Here is a 20,733-nt window from a genome sequence, read left to right as displayed (position 1 = left end):
CCCGCTTGACGGCTAGCGCCGTCGGAGACCCTTGTAATGCCTGACCAAGATGTACGCTTGCAACACCTGAAAGTTTGGCTCGATGAGCAGTTGGCGATTGTTTATGCAACACAGGGCTGGGGTGAAGTGCCCCCGGCAACATTGACCGCAGCCAGCAGCGACGCGAGTTTCCGTCGTTATTTCCGTTGGCAGGGCGCGGGTCGCAGCTTCGTGGTGATGGACGCTCCGCCCCCCCAGGAAAACTGCAAACCCTTCGTGGATATCGCCCGTTTACTGGCGACTTGCGGCATCAACGTGCCGAAAATTTATGCAGAAGATTTGCCTCGCGGCTTCCTGTTGCTCAATGACCTGGGCAATCAGACCTACCTGGACGTGATCAACGAACATAATGCCGACGCACTGTTCGAGGATGCATTCCAGGCTTTGCTGGCCTTCCAGCAGTTGCCGATGGACACGCCCCTGCCCAGTTACGACGTGGCCCTGCTGCGCCGCGAACTGGAGCTGTTCCCCGAGTGGTACATCGGCCGTGAGCTGGGCATCAGCCTGAGTCCGCAGCAGCGCGAGCAATGGCAGCGTGCCAGCGACCTGCTGATCGACAGCGCCCTGGCGCAACCTAAGGTGCTGGTGCACCGCGACTATATGCCACGCAACCTGATGCACAGCGAACCGAACCCCGGCGTGCTGGACTTCCAGGATGCGGTCTACGGCCCGGTGACCTATGACGTGACCTGTCTGTTCAAGGATGCCTTCCTCAGCTGGCCGGAGTCCCGGGTACAAGGCTGGCTGAGCCAGTACTGGCACCAGGCGCGGGCGCGGGGTATCCCGGTGCAGGACGACTTTGACGAGTTTCTGCGGGCCAGCGACCTGATGGGCGTGCAGCGTCACCTCAAGGTGATCGGTATCTTCTCGCGGATTTGCCACCGCGATGGCAAACCACGCTACCTGGCCGACGTGCCGCGCTTCTTTGCTTATATAGAGGCGGTGACGTCCCGACGCCCCGAGCTTGCAGAGCTGTCGCAACTGCTGCTCAGTCTGCGCCAGCCGGCGGGAGCCCATGCATGAAGGCGATGATCCTGGCAGCCGGCAAGGGCGAGCGCATGCGCCCCCTGACCCTGACCACTCCCAAACCCTTGCTGCCTGTAGCGGGCATGCCGCTGATCGAGTACCACCTGCGGGCCCTGGCGGCGGCAGGTTTTCGCGACATCGTCATCAACCATGCCTGGCTCGGCCAGCAGATCGAGGATGCCCTCGGCGATGGCCAGCGCTGGGGCCTGAACATTCAGTATTCGGCCGAAGGCCAGCCGCTGGAAACCGGCGGCGGGATTTTCCAGGCATTGCCCTTGTTGGGGGACGCGCCGTTCCTGGTGGTCAATGGCGATATCTGGACCGACTACGATTTTGCCGCCCTGCGCCGGCCCCTGGCCGGGCTGGCTCATCTGGTGATGGTGGACAACCCGCCGCACCACCCCAGTGGTGGCGACTTCTGCCTGGTAAACGGCCAGTTGCACGACCGCCAGCCAGGCGTAGCGGCGCTCACGTTCAGCGGCATATCGGTGCTGCATCCGCGGTTATTCCAGGGTTGTGTTGCCGGTCCGTTCAAGCTGGCGCCGCTATTGCGCGAAGCCATGGCCCAAGGCCAGGTCAGTGGCGAACATATGCAGGGGCACTGGGTCGATGTCGGCACCGTCGAGCGTCTGGCCCAGGTTGAACACTTGCTGCAAGCGAGTCGCTGATATGTGGTGGCCAGGGACTCTGATCGGAGCCGGAGCTGGATTTGCAATCGCCAGTATTCCGGGGGCCATGCTCGGTGCGTTGCTGGGGCAGGCGCTGGACCGGCGCCTGCAACTGCACAGCTGGGCGCAGGTGCGTGAACGCCTGGGCGGTCGCCCGGCGTTGCGCAATGATGAATTGCTGTTCGTGCTGCTGGGGCGGCTGGCCAAGAGTGATGGCCGGGTGATGGACGGGCATATCCAGCAGGCGCGCCAGGAAATGCGCTCGCTGGAGATGAACGATGCGGCCCAGCGCCGGGCGATTGCCGCATTCAACCGCGGCAAGTCGGGCAATGACCGTCTGCGCGGCTATCTGCGTCGCCTCGCGGCTCAGCCCCATGCCGCCGAAGGCGTGCTGCGGGCCTGTTGGCGCATGGTCTGGGCCGACGGCCGGGTCGGGCCGGCGGAGCGCGAACTGATCCAGCTCTGGGGCAAATGGCTGGGCTGGACCCGTGAGCAGGTGCAGGCGTTGGCGCAGGACTACGGTCCGGCGAGGAAGTCACTGGCCGAAGGCGCCCTGACTTATCAAGAGGCGCTGCGCCTGTTGGGGGTTGCAGCTACCAGCGAGCCGGCGCAGATCAAGCGGGCCTATCGGCGCCTGCTCAGCCGCCATCACCCGGACAAGATCGCCGGCAACGGCGCCAGCGAGGCACAGGTGCGTGAGGCTACGGAAAAGACCCGGGAGCTGCACAGCGCCTATGCCCTGATACGCCAGCGCCGGGAATTCCGCTGAGGGTGCAGGCCGCGATTGCCGCTGCGGCAGTCGCGGCCTGTGGGCTCAGCTATCGGTGTTCTGAGGGTTCAACCAACCGCGTACCCGGCGAAACAGCTGCTCTTGCTGGGCGGTGTTGTTGCCGGGCAGGGCCTTGAGGGGAATCTGGCTGAAGTTCGAGTGCTTCAGGCGCTTGCTCGCTTGCAGTCGCTCCAGGGCGGCTTTTTGCGCCAGAGGCTTGTCGACATAGAAGAAGTCGGCAGTGGCCAGCTTCAACGTAGGCGTGATCTCCACCAGTTGCGGTTTGCCATTGGCCGGGGACTGGGCTGCTACCATCACCAGCTTCTGTACTTGGGCCGGCTGTTTCTCGCTGAGGTAGCGTGCGGCCCAGTAGGCACCCGTACCATGACCCAGGAGCACGATACTGCGGGCGTTCTGCTGTTCGGCAAAGGCCAGGGCAGCATCGACGCGGGTGAAGATGCGCTCGGCATCGGCCTTGATCTGCTCTTCCGTGCTTTCTGCTACTACCCGGTCGGCCACGTCGGCTTCGCCGCCAGCGACCTGCTCGATCGGCTTGGCCTCGGTGCTGGCATCCTTGGCGGTGTTGGCCTTGTCCGTAGGGGCCGGTGCGGCTTCGACCACCCGTGGTTGCGCGGCCTCGCTGAGCATGTCGGGCAGGGTCAGGCTCAGGCTGGCCCACTCGGTGTCCGGCAATTTGTTGCGCAAAGGTGCAATGGCTTGCGGCCAGTCAGCGGTTTCACCCGCTCCCGGGAGGATAATCACCACGCCCTTGGGGTCGCTGGTGTTGGCCGGCTTCCACAGGGCCAGGAAGGTATCGCCGCCGGCTTGCAACTGCTGCTGTTCCAGGGCGGGCAACTGGCGCTCCAGGGCGGCGGCGTCTTCCTGGCTACGCTCAGGCAGGGGTTGGCGTTGCGCCGGTTGTTCCTCGGGAGTCTTGGTTTCTGGAGCCGGGTCGGCAGCTTGCACAGAAAAGGTCCAGGGCAGGATCAGCGACAGGCACAATGCGGGCAGTGCCGAGCGGTGGACAAGGGGCATCGGATATTCCAGGCCAGAAGTAATTCCGGCAGCCTAATGGGTTGGTCAGTATTTGTCAGGGTGTGAGACTTCAGATGATGCGTTTTCGCTGCCTTCTGCTTATCGGCTGTCTGTGCCTTCCCTTGATAGGTCATGCGGCCCCGGCGCCCCAGGTGCCGACTGCGCCCTTGAGCCTGGAACAGCGCCAGTGGCTGGCGCAGCACCCCGAGTTGCGGGTGGGGCTGGTGTTGCAGGCGCCGTTCGCCCAGTACGACCGGCGCCTGCAGCGGCTGTCCGGGGCTAATGTCGAGTTGATGCAAGCCCTGGCCAAGGCGCTGAACATCGAGCTCAGCTGGCGCAACTTCCCTGACCAGGCACAGCTGGAGCGGGCCCTGCGCGACGGCGAGGTGGACATGGCCCCGGGCCTGACCCAGACCCCGGCCGGTCTGCGCCTGTGGTTGTTCAGCGACCCCTATATGCGCGTGCCGCAGCTGGTGGTCGGGGAGCGCAAGGGCGCAGGTGCGGTGGAGCTGGAAAAACTCGACAGCCAGGCCCGGGTCGCCGTGCGCATGCCCAGTGCGGTGGCCGATTACCTGCGCCTGACTTACCCCAACCTCAACCTGCAAGGAGTGCCCCTGGAGCGCCAGGCCCTGCAGTTGCTGCTGAGCCAGCAGGCCCGCTACGCGGTGGTGGACGAGGCTCAGCTCAGTCGCCTTTCGGGGGAGGCGGAGTTCGCCGGGCTGGCCGTGGTGGGGGATATCGGCCTGCCGCAATTGCTGCGGGTAGCCACTCGCCGCGATTGGCCGGAACTGGCGAGCATTGTCGAAGCGGCCTTGCATGCGATCCCGGCCAAGGAGCTGGAGCAGCTCCATGGCCGCTGGCTGCAGCCCAAGTACCCGCGGCTTGGCGAGTCCCCCGGAGTCTGGCAGAACCTCAGCCTGCTGTTGGTGATCCTGCTGCTGGCGAGTCTGGCGATCGTCTTCTGGCAGCGCCGCCAGCAGCGCAGCCTGGAGCAGCGCCTGCTGGCGGCGCGGGAGGACATCGCCTTGCGTGCCGCCAGCGAGGAAGCCCTGCGCCTGACCCAGTTCTCCATCGATCAGAGCACCGTGGGCATTCTCTGGGTCAATTGGGACAGCCATGTGCGCTACGCCAACCGGGCAGCCGAAGAGATGCTCGGTTACCCGGCGGGCGGGGTGATCGACCGGCCGCTGATCGATTTCGAGCCCAACCTGCATATGGATCGCTGGCTCAACCTGTGGAAGCGGGCCCGGGCCAGCGAGGAGGGCGTGCAAAGTTTCGAGACCCAGTGTGTGCGTGCCGATGGCAGCATCCTGCCGGCTGACGTGTCCCTGAGCTTCCTGCGCTTTCGCGACAGCGAATACCTGGTGGTCTATCTCAATGACGTGACCGAGCGCCGTCGCGCGCTGGCGGCCCTGCGCGAAAGCGAGGCGCGTCTGCAGGGGATTGCAGCCAACGTGCCGGGCCTGGTGTTCCGCCTGGAGCGGGCGCCGGTCACCGGGCAGATCGACTTCGCCTATATCAGCGAAGGCAGCGAGACCCTGGTGGGCTACTCGCCAGCAGTGCTGGCCCACCGGGACAAGGGCCTGCGCAGCCTGGTGCACCCGGACGACAAGGCCAGCTATCACCAGACCCAGGACCAGGCCCTGGACACCGACAGCGACTGGTCCTGGCAGGGCCGCATCCTCACTCGCCAGGGCCAGCAGCGCTGGGCCGAGATCAAGGCCATCACCCGGCGCCTGGATGACGGCGCGTTTGTCTGGGACGGCATTGTCTGGGACATCAGCGAAAGCAAGCGCATCGAGCTGGAACTGGCCAGCTCCCGTGAACAGTTGCGGGAGCTGTCGGCGCACCTGGAAAGCGTGCGCGAAGAGGAAAAGGCCCGCATTGCCCGGGAAGTCCATGACGAACTGGGGCAGATGCTGACTGTGCTCAAGCTGGAAACGTCCATGTGTGAGCTGGCCTATGCCCAGCTCGACCCGGGCCTGCATGAACGCCTCAACAGCATGAAGCGCCTGATCGCCCAGCTGTTCCAGCTGGTGCGGGATGTGGCTACCGCACTGCGGCCGCCGATCCTCGATGCGGGCATCGCCTCGGCCATCGAATGGCAGGCCCGCCGGTTCGAGGCCCGCACCCAGATCCCTTGCCTGGTGCAGGTGCCGGACAACCTGCCGCGCTTGAGCGACGCCAAGGCCGTCGGCCTGTTCCGTATCCTCCAGGAGGCCCTGACCAATGTCATGCGCCATGCCCAGGCGCATACTGTGGAACTCACCCTGACCCTGGAAGCACACGAGCTGTGCATGAGCATCAGCGATGACGGCCTGGGCTTCGACACCGCTTCGGCGCGCCCGACGTCCTTTGGCTTGGTAGGCATGCGCGAGCGGGTGCTGATCATGGGCGGGAGCCTGTCGCTGCACAGTGAGCGGGGCGAAGGCACCACCCTGAGTGTCCGGGTGCCCCTGGACCAAGAACAATAATGAGGAGACACGCGTGATCCGTGTACTGGTAGCCGAAGACCACACCATCGTTCGCGAAGGCATCAAGCAACTGATTGGCCTGGCCAAGGACCTGGTCGTGGTGGGCGAGGCGAGCAACGGCGAGCAGTTGCTGGAGACCCTGCGTCAGGTGCCCTGCGAAGTGGTGCTGCTGGATATCTCCATGCCCGGGGTGAACGGCCTGGAGGCCATTCCGCGGATCCGTGCCCTGAGCAATCCGCCGGCGATCCTGGTGCTGTCGATGCACGACGAGGCGCAGATGGCCGCCCGGGCGCTGAAGATCGGCGCTGCCGGCTACGCCACCAAGGACAGTGATCCGTCGCTGCTGCTGACGGCCATTCGCAAGGTGGCATCCGGCGGCCGCTATATCGACCCGGACCTGGCTGACCGTATGGTCTTCGAGGTCGGCCTGACCGATACCCGGCCCTTGCATTCGCTGCTTTCCGAGCGTGAATTCTCGGTTTTCGAGCGCCTGGCCCAGGGCGCCAATGTCAACGACATTGCCCAGCAACTGGCCCTGAGCAGCAAGACCATCAGTACCCACAAGGCGCGGCTGATGCAGAAGCTCAACATCACCTCCCTGGCCGAACTGGTGAAATACGCCATGGAACACAAGCTGCTCTGACACCCTCTGCGGTGCTCTCCCTCCCCTTGGGGGAGGGCACTTATCCATTTGCGACATTCCGCGCTTTCAGGCTTTCGCCGTTTCTTGCCGCTTGCAGCCTGCCGTTTGCCTCCGCCCTTATCCAATCGCGCCATTCTTGTAGGGCAATCCCTACACGCAACCTTCCAGAGGGCTGAGGCGAATCTCTCCTGGCCCCCGATTTGCGCGCTCTGCAGGCTCCTCTAGGCTTGTTCCACAGCCGTCTAAAACAAAAGGTGCGGGTATGAGCGAGGTCGTTTCAAGTGCTGGGGCCAACGATGTTCTGGTCAGCTTTCGTGGTGTGCAGAAGAGCTACGACGGCGAGAACCTGATCGTCAAAGACCTCAACCTGGAAATTCGCAAAGGCGAGTTCCTCACCCTGCTGGGGCCGTCCGGTTCCGGCAAGACCACCAGCCTGATGATGCTGGCCGGTTTCGAAACCCCGACCGCCGGCGAGATCCAGCTGGCCGGGCGCTCGATCAACAATGTGCCGCCGCACAAGCGCGACATCGGCATGGTGTTCCAGAACTACGCGCTGTTCCCCCACATGACCGTGGCCGAGAACCTGGCCTTTCCGCTGTCGGTGCGCGGCCTCGGCAAGACCGACATCAGCGAGCGGGTCAAGCGCGTGCTGAGCATGGTCCAGCTCGACGCTTTCGCCCAGCGCTACCCGGCCCAGCTGTCCGGTGGCCAGCAGCAGCGGGTGGCCCTGGCCCGGGCCCTGGTGTTCGAGCCACAGCTGGTGCTGATGGACGAACCCCTTGGTGCCCTCGACAAGCAACTGCGCGAACACATGCAGATGGAGATCAAGCACCTGCACCAGCGCCTGGGCGTGACCGTGGTCTATGTGACCCACGACCAGGGCGAAGCCCTGACCATGTCCGACCGGGTGGCGGTGTTCCACCAGGGCGAGATCCAACAGATCGCGCCGCCGCGCACTCTCTACGAAGAGCCGAAGAACACCTTCGTCGCCAACTTCATCGGCGAGAACAACCGCCTCAACGGCCGCCTGCACAGCCACAACGGCGAGCGTTGCGTGGTGGAGCTGGGGCGTGGCGAGAAGGTCGAGGCGCTGGCGGTGAATGTCGGCCAGGTCGGCGGCCCGGTGACCTTGTCCATCCGCCCGGAGCGGGTGAGCCTCAACGGTTCCAGCGAAAGCTGCGTCAACCGCTTCTCCGGCCGGGTGGCGGAATTCATCTATCTGGGCGACCACGTCCGGGTGCGCCTGGAAGTCTGCGGCAAGAGCGACTTCTTCGTGAAACAGCCGATTGCCGAGCTCGATCCTGCGCTGGCAGTAGGTGACGTGGTGCCGCTTGGCTGGCAAGTCGAGCACGTTCGCGCGCTCGACCCGCTTCTAGAGGCGAATTGATCGCCCCCCTGCAACACCAACCTGCACGTGGAGAACACAATAAATGTTGAGATCCCTGAAATTCACCGCCCTGGCACTGGGCATGATGGGTGCGGCGCACGCCATGGCGGCGGGCCCGGACCTGACCGTGGTGTCCTTTGGCGGGGCGAACAAGGCGGCCCAGGTCAAGGCCTTCTATGCCCCTTGGGAAGCGGCGGGCAAGGGCAAGATCATCGCCGGCGAATACAACGGCGAGATGGCCAAGATCAAGGCCATGGTCGACACCAAGAGCGTGTCCTGGGACCTGGTAGAAGTGGAGTCCCCGGAACTGTCCCGCGGTTGCGACGAGGACATGTTCGAGCAACTGGACCCGGCGCTGTTCGGTAACAGCGAAGACTACGTCAAGGGCGCGATCCAGCCGTGCGGCGTGGGCTTTTTCGTCTGGTCCACGGTACTGGCCTACAACGCCGACAAGCTGAAAACCGCTCCGAGCAGTTGGGCTGATTTCTGGGACGTCAAGCAGTTCCCGGGCAAGCGCGGCCTGCGCAAGGGCGCCAAGTACACCCTGGAGTTCGCCCTGATGGCCGACGGCGTCGCGCCCAAGGACGTGTACAAGGTCCTGGCCGGCAAGGATGGCCAGGACCGCGCCTTCAAGAAACTCGATGAGCTCAAGCCCTACATTCAGTGGTGGGAAGCCGGCGCCCAGCCGCCGCAGTACCTGGCTTCCGGCGACGTGGTCATGAGCTCGGCCTACAACGGCCGGATCGCCGCGGTGCAGAAGGAAAGCAACCTGAAAGTGGTGTGGAACGGCGGCATCTACGACTTCGACGCCTGGGCCATTCCAAAAGGCCTGGACAAGGCTCGCGCCGAAGCGGCGAAGAAGTTCATCGCCTACTCGGTGCAACCGCAGCAGCAGAAGACCTATTCGGAGAATATCGCCTACGGCCCGGCCAACACCCAGGCCGTGCCGCTGCTGGCCAAGGACATCCTCAAGGACATGCCGACCACTCCGGAAAACATCGCCAACCAGGTGCAGATCGACGTCAGCTTCTGGGCTGACAACGGTGAGCAACTGGAACAGCGCTTCAACGCCTGGGCAGCCAAGTAACCACCCCCTGCCGTTGTAGGAGCGAGCTTGCTCGCGAAGGCGTCATCAGCATCAACCTTGATGGTGAAGCACAGCCTTCGATGCGCGGCCAAGCCCGCTCCTGCCGCCTGGTGGTTTGTATTCGAAAGATCGATTCGCGGAGTTTGTCATGACCATCACCGTTCCCCTGAACGCGGTCACCGGCCCGACCCTCAAGCAGCGGCTGGCCCGTGCCGAGCGGGTCAACCGCTGGAAGGCCCAGGCGCTGATCGCGCCCCTGGTGCTGTTTCTGCTGCTGGTGTTCCTGGTACCGATCGTGGCGCTGCTGTACAAGAGCGTCGGCAACCCGGAAGTGGTCGGCGGCATGCCGCGTACTGTGGCGGCCGTGAGTGCCTGGGACGGTCGTGGCCTGCCTGCCGAAGGGGCCTACAAGGCGTTGAGCGAAGACCTGGCGGATGCCCGCAAGAATCAGACCCTGGGCGACCTGTCCAAGCGCCTGAACATGGAGTTGGCCGGCTACCGCAGCCTGCTGACCAAGACCGCTCGCGCCCTGCCGTTCAAGGCCGAGCCCGAATCCTATAAAGAAGCCATGGAAAGCCTGGATGAGCGCTGGGGCGACCCGGCCTACTGGCAGGCGATCCGCCGCAACACCAGCAGCCTGACCCCTTACTACCTGCTGGCGGCGGTGGACCATCGCATCGACGACCTGGGCGAACTGGCCCCGGCCACCCCGGACCAGTCCATCTACCTGGACATCTTCGCCCGCACCTTCTGGATGGGCCTGGTGATCACCGCCATCTGCCTGGCCCTGGCCTATCCCCTGGCGTACCTGCTGGCCAACCTGCCGGCGCGCAAGAGCAACCTCCTGATGATCCTGGTGCTGCTGCCGTTCTGGACCTCGATCCTGGTGCGAGTGGCGGCGTGGATCGTGCTGCTGCAATCGGGTGGCCTGATCAACAGCGCGCTGCTGGCCATGGGGGTGATCGACAAGCCCCTGGAACTGGTGTTCAACCGCACCGGGGTCTACATCTCCATGGTGCACATCCTGTTGCCGTTCATGATCCTGCCGATCTACAGCGTGATGAAAGGCATCTCGCCCACCTACATGCGTGCGGCGATCTCCCTGGGCTGCCATCCGTTCGCCAGCTTCTGGCGGGTGTATTTCCCGCAGACCTACGCCGGGGTCGGCGCTGGTTGCCTGCTGGTGTTCATCCTGGCGATTGGTTACTACATCACCCCGGCGTTGCTGGGCAGCCCGAACGACCAGATGGTCAGCTACTTCGTCGCCTTCTATACCAACACCAGCATCAACTGGGGCATGGCCACGGCCCTGGGCGGCCTGCTGTTGCTGGCGACCATCGTGCTCTATCTGATTTACAGCTGGCTGGTGGGCGCAAGCCGCCTGCGCCTGAGCTAAGGAGAGAATCGAAATGCTGAGCCCCTACATGTCGCCCGTCGAACGGGTCTGGTTCTACAGCTTGCGGATTCTCTGCGGCTTGATCCTGTTGTTCCTGGTGTTGCCGGTGCTGGTGATCATCCCGCTGTCGTTCAACTCCGGCAGTTTCCTGGTGTACCCGCTGCAGGGCTTTTCGCTGCACTGGTACCAGGACTTCTTCGCCTCTGCCGAGTGGATGCGCGCGCTGAAGAACAGCGTCATCGTGGCGCCGGCCGCAACCTTGCTGGCCATGGTCTTCGGCACCCTGGCGGCCATCGGCCTGACCCGCGGTGATTTCCCCGGCAAGGCGCTGGTGATGGCCCTGGTGATTTCGCCGATGGTGGTACCGGTAGTGATCATCGGTGTGGCCAGCTACCTGTTCTTCGCCCCGCTGGGCATGGGCAACAGTTTCTTTTCGCTGATCATCGTGCACGCGGTGCTCGGCGTGCCTTTCGTGATCATCACCGTGTCGGCAACCCTGCAGGGCTTCAACCACAACCTGGTGCGGGCCGCGGCCAGCCTGGGCGCCTCGCCGCTGACCACATTCCGCCGGGTGACCTTGCCGTTGATCGCCCCCGGGGTCATCAGTGGCGCGCTGTTCGCCTTCGCCACCTCGTTCGATGAAGTGGTAGTGACCCTGTTCCTCGCCGGCCCGGAGCAGGCCACCCTGCCGCGGCAGATGTTCAGCGGCATCCGCGAGAACCTCAGCCCGACCATCGCCGCTGCGGCCACGTTGCTGATCGCCTTCTCGGTGATCCTGCTGCTGACCCTGGAATGGCTGCGCGGGCGCAGCGAGAAACTGCGCACGGCTCAGGCCTGAGCCCCTCGGGCGGCCTTGTACTAAGGTCTGGGCCGCCCCGTCCCCTCTGCTTGTCGTTCACCCGTAAACTGCGCGCTTCCCATGCTTACTGTGGAGTCGCGGGTGAACTTCAACGATGCCAGTTTCGAAGAGCTGCTCAATGCGCTGCATGACGGCGTCTACATCACCGATGGCCAGGGCCAGACCCTCAAGGTCAACCAGGCCTACGAGCGCCTCACCGGCCTGAACGGCGCCGAGCTGCTGGGGCGGCCGATGCAGGAGCTGGTGAAGAGCGGGGTGATTTCCCAGTCCGCTTCACTACGGGTACTGCAGGACGGTCGGCCGGTGTCGGTGATGCAGAGCCTCAGCCACGGCAAGAAGTTGCTGGTCAGTGCCACGCCGATCCTCGCCGCCGACCAGAGCATTCGCTATGTGGTCAGCACCGTGCGCGACATGACCGAGCTGCTGCGCATCAAGCGCGAGCGCGACGAGTTGCAGCAGCTCAAGCAGCTGCGCACCAGCACTGCGCGGCTGCATGCGGGCCAGCGTGACGACCTGTTGCAATCACCGCTGATGGCCGACCAGGAGGTTTCCGGGCGGGTCTTTGCCCAGGCCCGGCAAGTGGCCGACTGCGACGTGAAGGTGCTGCTGCAGGGGGAGACGGGTGTGGGTAAAACCCTGGTGGCGCAATTTATCCACAACGCCAGTGCTCGTGCCCGCGAACCGTTCCTGGCCCTCAACTGCGGGGCGCTGCCGGAGAACCTGATCGAGGCCGAGCTGTTCGGCTATGCCCCGGGTGCCTTCACCGGTGCCGGCAGCAAGGGCAAGCGCGGGCTGCTGGAACTGGCACACAACGGTACGTTGTTTCTCGACGAGATCGGCGATCTGCCCCTGGCGGTGCAGGTCAAGCTGCTCAAGGTCATCGAAGAGAACCGCTTCATTCCGGTGGGCGGCCTGGAGCTCAAGGAGGTGGATGTGCGCATCATCAGCGCCACCCATCACGACCTCAAGCAGCGGGTGGCCGAGGGCAAGTTCCGCGCCGACCTGTATTACCGCCTGAATGTGGTGCCCATCGCGATCCCGGCCCTGCGCGAGCGCAGCGAGGAAATCGGCCCCTTGCTGGAGTACTACCTGGAGCACTTCAACCAGCGCTATCAGCGTGAGGTGCAGTGGAGCCTGGAAGCCCTGGAACTGCTCGGCGAGTACGCCTGGCCGGGGAACATCCGCGAGCTGATCAACGTGGTGGAGCGCCTGGTGGTGACCTGCTCCGGCCAGGTGATAGAGGCCCTGGACCTGCCGGAGGACCTGATCGAGCAACAGGCCCGCAACACCGACGACAGCCGCCTGCCGCTGCGCAAGGTGCTGGAGAACGCCGAGCGCCAGGCGATTCGCGCGGCCCTGCAACTGCACAAGACCACCCGCCTGGCCGCCAAGGCGCTGGGGGTGAGCCAGGCCACGGTGGTGCAGAAGATGAAGCGCTGGGAACACTCTGATTAGGATTCTGATCAGAGCTGCCTGCAGCGATCAGCAATTCAATCGCGACGGCCCGGTCACTCCCCTGGATTTCCTTCCAGAGCCTTGTAGATCAAGGCTTTGCGTATCTTGGCACAGCTTTCGCTCTACAGCCTGCGAGCCCATTCGAGAGTGGCCGCCTGACGGCGCTCTTGCCACAACAATTAAACAAGGCCGAGCTGATGAGTATCTCTGCGTTCAAGATTGCCAACAAACTGATTACCGGCCAGGGCGCCATCGAACAGCTGGACGCCGAACTGGCGCGCCTGCAGATCAGCAACCCGCTGATCGTCACCGATGCGATCCTGGTCAAGTCCGGCACCGTCGATCTGGCCTTGGCCCACCTGGGCGGGCGCGCTTACCGGATCTTCGACGAGGTCCAGCCGGAGCCGGAAATCGCCATAGTCCAGGCCTGCACCCAGGCTTACCGGGCCGGTGGCCACGATGGCCTGATCGGCCTGGGCGGCGGCAGCGCCATTGATATCGCCAAGGCGGTGGCGGCGTTCGCCGGCCATGAAGGCGCGCTGGAAGAACTGTTCGGGGTGGATCAGGTGCAGCGCAAGGGGCCGCCGCTGATTGCCATTCCTACTACTGCGGGCACCGGTTCGGAGGTGACCAACGTGGCGATCCTCTCGGACAAGGTGGCCCAGTTGAAAAAGGGCATCGTCAGCGATTACCTGCTGCCGGACGTAGCGCTGGTGAGCCCGGTGATGACCCTGACCTGCCCGCGCAGCGTCACCGCCGCCAGTGGCGTCGACGCGCTGGTGCATGCGGTGGAGTCCTACCTGTCGCTCAACGGTTCGCCGATCACCGACTCCCTGGCCCTGGGCGCGATCCGCCTGATCGTCAGGGCGCTGCCCAAGGCCTACGCCAACCCGGCCAACCTGCAGGCCCGGGAAGACATGGCCACCGCCAGCCTGATGGCCGGCATGGCCTTCGGCAATGCCGGAGTCGGTGCAGTGCATGCCCTGGCCTATCCCCTGGGCGGGCGCTTCAATATCGCCCACGGGGTGAGCAACGCGTTGCTACTGCCCTACGTCATGGCCTGGAACAAGATGGCCTGTGTCGAGCGCTTTCGCGATATCGCCCAGGCCATGGACCTGCCGATCGCCGGGCTCAGTGATGGCCAGGCCGCAGAGCAGGCGGTCCAGGCCATGGCTGCGCTGTGCGCTGCGGTGGACATCCCCACGGGCATGCGCAGCTTCGGCGTGCCCGAGGACGCGATCCCGGCCATGGCCGTGGAAGCGGCGGGTATCCAGCGGCTGATGCGCAACAACCCGCGCCAACTGAGCCCCGGCGATATCGAGCAGATCTACCGGGCTGCCTATTGATCGATCCTTGCCCGTGCCAACTGGCGCGGGCCGCTTTACACCGCCACCAATACCAATAAGACAGGTGCAGTTGATGCCAACGCCTTCCGACACTCGGCACGAAACGCCGTACATCGCCCTTGGCCCGTTCAAGGTGCGTTTGCCCTTTATCCACTACAAATTCGAGCTGCCGGACTACCTGCAAGGCTTGCTGATGTGCGCCGTCGACCTGGCGGCCATTCCACTGATGACCGAGTTCCTCGGCATGCCCTTCGAGATGGCCTTGGCTGTGGTCATGCTTAACGGCCTGTTGTACCTGGCCCACCACCTGCTGGGCGACCCCGTGGTGCCCGGCTGGATCACCCCGGCGGTGCCGCTGCTGATGGCCTATTGCGCGCAGTTTCCCGTGGGCCCGGAGCGTGTCCACGCGCTGATTGCCTTCCAGCTGATGCTCGGGGTGTTCTCCATCGCCCTGGGGGCCACCGGCATGGCGCGCAAGGTGGTGGGCTTCGTGCCCTCGGCGATCAAGTCGGGAATCATTGTCGGCGCCGGGCTCAGTGCGGTGACCGCGGTGTTCCAGGTGGGCGGCAAGTTCGACAGCTTTCCCTGGACCATTTCCATCGCCATCGGCATTGCCTTCTACCTGATCTTTTCCCAGCACTTTGCCCAGCTCAAGCTGCGCAACCGCTTCTGGTGGAACTTCGCCAAGCTGGGCATCCTGCCGATCATCCTGCTGGCGGTAGTGCTGGCGCCGCTGTTCGGTGAAGCGCCGTGGCCGACCATCCAGTGGGGCCTGAGCAAGCCGGACTTCATCGGCCTGTGGAACAACTACACGGTGTTCGGCCTGGGCATGCCGCCGCTGTCGATGTTCATCAGCGCGCTGCCGACCATGCTCGCGGTGTACATCATCGTCTTTGGCGATGTGCTCAGCGCCAAGGTGCTGCTGGACGAGGCCGAGCAGATTCGCACCGACGAAAAAGTCGACTACGACCCGGACCGCTCGCACCTGATCTTCGGCGTGCGCAACGCGTTCATGAGCATCTTCGGTCCGGACATTGCCATGTGCGGGCCGAAATGGGCGGCGATGCTGGTGGTGGTGATCGAGCGCTTCAAGGGCGGGCCCAAGGCCATGAAGTCGATCTATGGCGGCATGGGTTCGTTCCGCTGGGGCACCAACACCGGCTTGCTGCTGTTGCCGGTAGTGACCCTGGTGCAGCCGATTCTCGGGGTCGCGCTGGCGCTGACCTTGCTGATCCAGGGTTACGTCAGCGTGCGCCTGGGCATTCTCGAGGCCCGTAGCCAGCGTGACCTGGGCATCGCAGGGGTGATCGGTGCAGTGCTGGCGATCAAGGGCGCCAGTTGGGGCTTTGCCATTGGCGTGGTGCTGTGCCTGCTGATCTACGGCAAGAACTTCTTCAAGGGCGAGAACGACCGGACTTTCAGCAAGGACCTGGGCGCCGCGGACGCAACTGCCGTCCCGGGTGCCCAGCCAGGGCCCCAGGCCAAGCCCGCCCGGGCGGTGGAAAGCGAGGTGGCTTGAGCCTTCGCGGGCAACGTGAGCACTGTCGTGATGCCGATCGGGCATCGCGACAGCCCGGTTGCGCAATCCCCAGCTACGCTTGTGCCGGCTCCCACCTTTATATAAGAGGCTGCGCACATGAGTATTTCCTCTTTCAAGATCGCCCATAAATTGCTGACCGGCAGCACCGCCATCGAGCAACTGGCTGCCGAGCTGACCCGCCTGGATGTCGATAACCCGCTGATCGTCACCGATACTGCCCTGCTCAGGTCCGGCACGGTGGAGCTGGCGCTGGCCCACCTGGGGGAGCGCAGTTACGAAGTCTTCGACCGGGTGCAGCCCGATCCGGAAATCGCCATCGTCGAGGACTGCATGCAGGTGTACCGCGAGGGCGGGCATGACGGGCTGATCGGCCTGGGCGGCGGCAGCGCCATCGATATTGCCAAGAGTGTCGGGGCCTATGCCGGCTATCACGGCGCCCTGGAGGACCTGTTCGGCATCGACCAGGTGCCGCGCAAGGGGCCGCCGCTGATCGCCATTCCCACCACCGCAGGCACTGGTTCGGAAGTGACCAATGTGGCGATCCTCTCGGACCGGGTCGCGCAATTGAAGAAAGGCATCATCAGCGACTACCTGCTGCCGGACGTGGCCCTGGTCAGCCCGCAGATGACCCTGACCTGTCCACCGCGTGTCACCGCGGCCAGCGGCGTCGATGCCCTGGCGCATGCCATCGAGGCCTACCTGTCCCTCAATGCTTCCGCGATCACCGACTCCCTGGCCATCGGCGCCATCAAGCTGATCGTCAAGGCTTTACCCAAGGCCTTTGCCAACCCGGCCCACCTGCAGGCCCGGGAGGACATGGCCACCGCCAGCCTGATGGCCGGCATGGCCTTCGGCAATGCCGGGGTCGGTGCGGTGCATGCGATGGCCTATCCCCTGGGCGGACGCTTTCATATGTCCCACGGGGTCAGCAATGCCTTGCTGCTGCCCTATGTCATGACCTGGAACAAGATGGCCTGCGTCGAGCGTATGCAGGATATCGCCGAGGCCATGGGGGTACAGACCGCGCACCTGAGCGCCAGCGAGGCGGCCGACCGGGCAGTGGAGGCCATGGCAGCGTTGTGTGCGGCGGTGGAAATTCCCAGCGGCTTGCGCAGCTTCGGCGTGCCCGAGGATGCGATCCCGGCCATGGCCGTCGAGGCCGCGGGTATCGAGCGCTTGATGCGCAACAACCCGCGCCGGCTGAGCCCCGCCGATATCGAGAAGATCTATCGCGCGGCCTACTGATCATCGCGGTTACGGTGTGCGCTCCAAAGCATGAGGTATACAATGCGCGCCATCGTGATTCTGCTCAAAAAAGGTGCGTCATGCAGCCCTTCGCTATTGCTCCGTCGATTCTCTCCGCCGACTTCGCCCGTCTGGGCGAGGAAGTGGACAATGTCCTGGCCGCCGGCGCCGACATCGTGCATTTCGATGTCATGGACAACCACTATGTGCCGAACCTGACCATCGGCCCGATGGTCTGCGCTGCGCTGCGCAAGTACGGGATCACCGCGCCGATCGATGCACACCTGATGGTCACTCCGGTGGACCGCATCATCGGTGACTTCATCGAAGCGGGCGCCACCTACATCACCTTCCACCCCGAAGCCACGCTGCATGTGGACCGTTCCCTGCAGATGATCCGCGAAGGCGGTTGCAAGGCCGGCCTGGTGTTCAACCCGGCAACTCCGCTGGACGTGCTCAAGTACGTGATGGACAAGGTCGACATGGTGCTGCTGATGAGTGTCAACCCGGGCTTTGGCGGGCAGAAGTTCATTCCGGGCACCCTCGACAAGCTGCGTGAGGCTCGTGCCTTGATCGATGCCTCCGGGCGGGATATCCGCCTGGAAATCGACGGTGGGGTGAACGTGGGCAACATCCGCGAAATCGCTGCCGCAGGCGCCGATACCTTTGTGGCAGGCTCGGCGATCTTCAATGCGCCGAACTATCAGGAAGTCATCGAGAAAATGCGTGCCGAACTGGCGTTGGCGCGACCATGAGCGCCTTTGAGCAGCTGTTCCAGGGGCGCCTGCCACGGCTGGTGATGTTCGACCTGGATGGCACCCTGGTCGATTCGGTACCGGACCTTGCGGCCGCCGTGGATCAGATGCTGCTCAAGCTGGGGCGCAAGCCTGCCGGTGTCGAGGCGGTGCGTGAGTGGGTTGGCAACGGTGCGCCCATGCTGGTGCGCCGGGCCCTGGCCAACAGCCTGGAGGCCCAGGGTGTCGACGATGTCGAGGCCGAGTATGCGCTGGAGCTGTTCAATACCGCCTACGAGGACAGCAACGAGTTGACCGTGGTCTATCCCGGTGCGCGCGAGACTCTCAAGTGGCTGCACAAGCAGGGCGTGGAAATGGCCCTGATTACCAACAAGCCCGAGCGTTTCGTGGCCCCCTTGCTGGACCAGATGAAAATCGGTCGGTATTTCCGCTGGATCATCGGCGGCGATACCCTGCCGCAGAAGAAACCCGACCCGGCGGCGCTGTTCTTTGTGATGAAGATGGCCAGCGTGCCGGCCTCGCAATCACTGTTCGTCGGCGATTCGCGCAGTGACGTGCTGGCAGCCAAGGCGGCGGGGGTCAAGTGCGTCGCCCTGAGCTACGGCTACAACCACGGCCGGCCGATTGCCGAGGAGTCGCCGGCGCTGGTGATCGACAACCTGCGGGCGCTGATCCCCGGTTGCTTAGAACCTGCCGCTGAGATAACGTTGCCCGACGCTGTTCCATCCCATTCTGGAAACTCCATCGTGGTGGTCACTCGCAAACTCTGGATGAAAGTCATCAAGGCCCTGGCCCGCTGGCGTTGGCGCGCCTGATTTTTGTCTGGCCGGCCCCGCCGGCGCGTTTGCATACCTGACTGTTAGACCCTCAAGCCACGAGGCACCCCATGATTCGCGAAGAATTCCTGCGTTTGGCCGCAGCCGGTTACAACCGTATCCCGCTGGCCTGCGAAACCCTTGCCGACTTCGACACCCCGCTGTCGATCTACCTGAAACTGGCCGACCAGCCCAACTCCTATCTGCTGGAGTCGGTGCAGGGCGGTGAGAAATGGGGGCGTTACTCGATCATCGGCCTGCCGTGCCGCACTGTGCTGCGGGTGCACGGCTTCCAGGTCAGCGTGACCCATGATGGCGTGGAGATCGAAAGTCACGAAGTGGCCGACCCGCTGGCCTTCGTCGAGGAATTCAAAGCCCGCTACAACGTCCCGACCATTGCCGGCCTGCCGCGTTTCAACGGTGGCCTGGTGGGCTATTTCGGCTATGACTGCGTGCGTTATGTCGAGCCGCGCCTGGGCCCGTGCCCGAACCCGGATCCGATCGGTGTGCCGGATATCCTGTTGATGGTCTCCGACGCGGTAGTGGTGTTCGACAACCTGGCGGGCAAGGTGCACGCCATCGTGCTGGCCGACCCTGGCCAGGACAACGCCTTCGAAGCCGGCCAGGCACGTTTGCAGGAATTGCTGGCGCAACTGCGCCAGCCGATCACTCCGCGTCCGGGCCTGGATTTCAGCAAGCAGCTGGCCGCCGATCCGCTGTTCCGCTCCAGCTTTACCCAGGCTGACTATGAGCGGGCCGTGGACACCATCAAGGAATACATCCTGGCCGGTGACTGCATGCAGGTGGTGCCGTCCCAGCGCATGTCCATCGATTTTTCGGCGGCGCCCATCGACCTGTACCGGGCGCTGCGCTGCTTCAACCCGACCCCTTACATGTACTTCTTCAACTTCGGTGATTTCCACGTAGTGGGCAGCTCGCCGGAAGTGCTGGTGCGGGTCGAAGACAACCTGATCACTGTGCGGCCGATCGCCGGTACCCGCCCGCGGGGCGCCTCCGAGGAAGCCGACCTGGCCCTGGAGCAGGACCTGCTGTCGGACGCCAAGGAGATCGCCGAGCACCTGATGCTGATCGACCTGGGACGCAACGACACCGGTCGGGTCTCGGAAATCGGTTCGGTGAAACTCACCGAAAAGATGGTCATCGAGCGCTATTCCAACGTGATGCACATCGTTTCCAACGTCACCGGCCAGCTCAAGGCCGGGCTGACGGCCATGGATGCGCTGCGGGCGATCCTGCCGGCGGGCACCCTGTCCGGCGCACCGAAAATCCGTGCGATGGAAATCATCGACGAGCTGGAACCGGTCAAGCGTGGGATCTATGGCGGCGCCGTGGGTTACTTCGCCTGGAACGGCAACATGGACACCGCCATTGCCATTCGCACGGCGGTGATCAAGAACGGCGAGCTGCATGTACAGGCCGGCGGCGGGATTGTCGCCGACTCGGTGCCGACCCTGGAGTGGGAAGAGACACTGAACAAGCGTCGCGCAATGTTCCGTGCCGTGGCACTGGCGGAACAGACCCCTGCATCCAAGGCTTGAGGAGTTGCTGTCGTTGATTGGTTTTATGAGGATCCTGATGTCTATCAGGACCTCATGAAATCCAGTGCTGTGGTGTATATCAATCGAGCGCGGGAGCGATAAGCGCCCAGCTGCTGCGCTGATGAAGGCCCCGAGCATTGCGCCCTAAGGTCTTAGGCCTGCCTGATATTTTCCTGCGGTTTTTCGAAGGCAACGAACAGTTGGTCTGCGGTGATAGTGCCAAGGTCCAGGCGCATGTTGGCTTCAAGCATGGCGAACAGGCGGGTGAATACATCGAATACCTTGCAATGTTCTTCCATGCCTGAGAACGGGTTGTCGATCTTCTCGGCGATCAGCGAGCTTTCCTGTACGGCGTCATAGACCTCACGCAAGGTGATATCGCTGGCTGGGCGTGCGAGGGTCAGGCCGCCGTGGGCGCCGCGCCATGACTTCAGAATATTGGCTTTGACCATCAACGACACGAGACTGCGTACCCGGGTGGGATGAGTCTTGACCCACTTGGCAATGGTCTCGGTACGCAACCTCTGCGGCGCGTTGGCCGCTACGAACGAGAGGATGTATGAGGCGGTGATCAGGCGGGTCGACTGACTCATCTAGTTTGAATTCTCTCTTCAGTGGTAGGGCAGTAGCGACAT

General features: G+C 63.9%; 18 protein-coding genes. 16 read left to right on the top strand and 2 right to left on the bottom strand.

Going from position 1 to position 20,733, the window contains the following annotated elements; genetic code table 11:
* The first annotated feature begins 36 nt into the window (after positions 1-36).
* Genes M2395_RS23245 through M2395_RS23235 form a run of 3 tightly spaced genes read left to right on the top strand, consistent with a single transcriptional unit; the run spans position 37 to position 2,502 of the window.
* Positions 37-1,062, top strand: coding sequence for an aminoglycoside phosphotransferase family protein (locus tag M2395_RS23245; RefSeq protein WP_077934873.1), 1,026 nt, complete (start codon positions 37-39; stop codon positions 1,060-1,062).
* Positions 1,059-1,733 carry an N-acetylmuramate alpha-1-phosphate uridylyltransferase MurU gene (gene murU / locus M2395_RS23240; RefSeq protein ID WP_015637249.1) on the top strand — a complete coding sequence of 225 codons (675 nt, stop codon included), beginning with the start codon at positions 1,059-1,061 and terminating at the stop codon, positions 1,731-1,733. Before M2395_RS23245 ends, murU begins: the two co-directional genes overlap by 4 nt.
* Position 1,734: 1 nt before the next feature.
* Entirely contained in the window at positions 1,735-2,502 is a 768-nt protein-coding gene (locus tag M2395_RS23235) for a TerB family tellurite resistance protein (protein WP_011063821.1), read from the top strand.
* 45 nt (positions 2,503-2,547) lie between these two features.
* Here the strand turns inward: M2395_RS23235 and M2395_RS23230 are convergent, their stop codons facing one another.
* Positions 2,548-3,537 (bottom strand): alpha/beta hydrolase family protein, encoded by a 990-nt coding sequence (locus M2395_RS23230; protein ID WP_015637248.1) that lies wholly within the window; start codon positions 3,535-3,537, stop codon positions 2,548-2,550.
* Positions 3,538-3,611: 74 nt separating this feature from the next.
* On the opposite strand from M2395_RS23230, the gene M2395_RS23225 reads away from it, so the two are divergent.
* The 13 genes from M2395_RS23225 to trpE all read left to right on the top strand — a co-directional run bounded on the left by M2395_RS23225 (position 3,612) and on the right by trpE (position 20,098).
* Positions 3,612-6,011, top strand: coding sequence for a PAS domain S-box protein (locus tag M2395_RS23225; protein WP_053154199.1), 2,400 nt, complete (start codon positions 3,612-3,614; stop codon positions 6,009-6,011).
* A 13-nt stretch (positions 6,012-6,024) separates the two neighbouring features.
* Entirely contained in the window at positions 6,025-6,654 is a 630-nt protein-coding gene (locus tag M2395_RS23220) for a response regulator (protein ID WP_011063818.1), read from the top strand.
* A 262-nt stretch (positions 6,655-6,916) separates the two neighbouring features.
* Entirely contained in the window at positions 6,917-8,041 is a 1,125-nt protein-coding gene (locus tag M2395_RS23215) for an ABC transporter ATP-binding protein (protein WP_011063817.1), read from the top strand.
* 43 nt (positions 8,042-8,084) lie between these two features.
* A complete protein-coding gene (locus M2395_RS23210; protein ID WP_011063816.1) occupies positions 8,085-9,128 on the top strand; it encodes an ABC transporter substrate-binding protein in 1,044 nt (347 codons plus the stop codon).
* 148 nt (positions 9,129-9,276) lie between these two features.
* The gene (locus M2395_RS23205) at positions 9,277-10,524 is read left to right on the top strand and encodes an ABC transporter permease (protein WP_011063815.1); all 1,248 of its coding nucleotides are present in this window, start codon (positions 9,277-9,279) and stop codon (positions 10,522-10,524) included.
* Positions 10,525-10,537: 13 nt separating this feature from the next.
* Positions 10,538-11,362, top strand: coding sequence for an ABC transporter permease (locus tag M2395_RS23200; protein WP_011063814.1), 825 nt, complete (start codon positions 10,538-10,540; stop codon positions 11,360-11,362).
* 102 nt (positions 11,363-11,464) lie between these two features.
* Positions 11,465-12,838, top strand: coding sequence for a sigma-54-dependent Fis family transcriptional regulator (locus M2395_RS23195; protein WP_053160230.1), 1,374 nt, complete (start codon positions 11,465-11,467; stop codon positions 12,836-12,838).
* A gap of 197 nt (positions 12,839-13,035) precedes the next feature.
* A complete protein-coding gene (locus M2395_RS23190) occupies positions 13,036-14,184 on the top strand; it encodes an iron-containing alcohol dehydrogenase (RefSeq protein WP_011063812.1) in 1,149 nt (382 codons plus the stop codon).
* Between the two features lie 73 nt (positions 14,185-14,257).
* Positions 14,258-15,703, top strand: a complete 1,446-nt coding sequence (locus M2395_RS23185; RefSeq protein WP_123431047.1) for a hypothetical protein — start codon at positions 14,258-14,260, stop codon at positions 15,701-15,703.
* Positions 15,704-15,820: 117 nt separating this feature from the next.
* On the top strand, positions 15,821-16,969 hold the full coding sequence (locus M2395_RS23180; protein ID WP_011063810.1) for an iron-containing alcohol dehydrogenase: 1,149 nt from the start codon (positions 15,821-15,823) through the stop codon (positions 16,967-16,969).
* A gap of 80 nt (positions 16,970-17,049) precedes the next feature.
* Complete coding sequence (gene rpe, locus M2395_RS23175) at positions 17,050-17,724, top strand: ribulose-phosphate 3-epimerase (RefSeq protein WP_011063809.1); 675 nt, start codon at positions 17,050-17,052, stop codon at positions 17,722-17,724.
* Entirely contained in the window at positions 17,721-18,539 is an 819-nt protein-coding gene (locus M2395_RS23170) for a phosphoglycolate phosphatase (RefSeq protein ID WP_077934868.1), read from the top strand. The genes rpe and M2395_RS23170 overlap by 4 nt, the downstream gene beginning before the upstream one ends.
* 71 nt (positions 18,540-18,610) lie before the next feature.
* Positions 18,611-20,098 (top strand): anthranilate synthase component I, encoded by a 1,488-nt coding sequence (gene trpE, locus M2395_RS23165; RefSeq protein WP_011063807.1) that lies wholly within the window; start codon positions 18,611-18,613, stop codon positions 20,096-20,098.
* Positions 20,099-20,250: 152 nt separating this feature from the next.
* On the opposite strand, the gene M2395_RS23160 is transcribed toward trpE, so the two are convergent.
* Positions 20,251-20,691 carry an Rrf2 family transcriptional regulator gene (locus M2395_RS23160; RefSeq protein ID WP_015637243.1) on the bottom strand — a complete coding sequence of 147 codons (441 nt, stop codon included), beginning with the start codon at positions 20,689-20,691 and terminating at the stop codon, positions 20,251-20,253.
* Positions 20,692-20,733: the final 42 nt, after the last annotated feature.

Source organism: Pseudomonas sp. BIGb0176, assembly GCF_024810175.1.
GTDB lineage: Bacteria > Pseudomonadota > Gammaproteobacteria > Pseudomonadales > Pseudomonadaceae > Aquipseudomonas > Aquipseudomonas protegens.
This window is presented reverse-complemented; position numbering and strand designations above follow the sequence as displayed.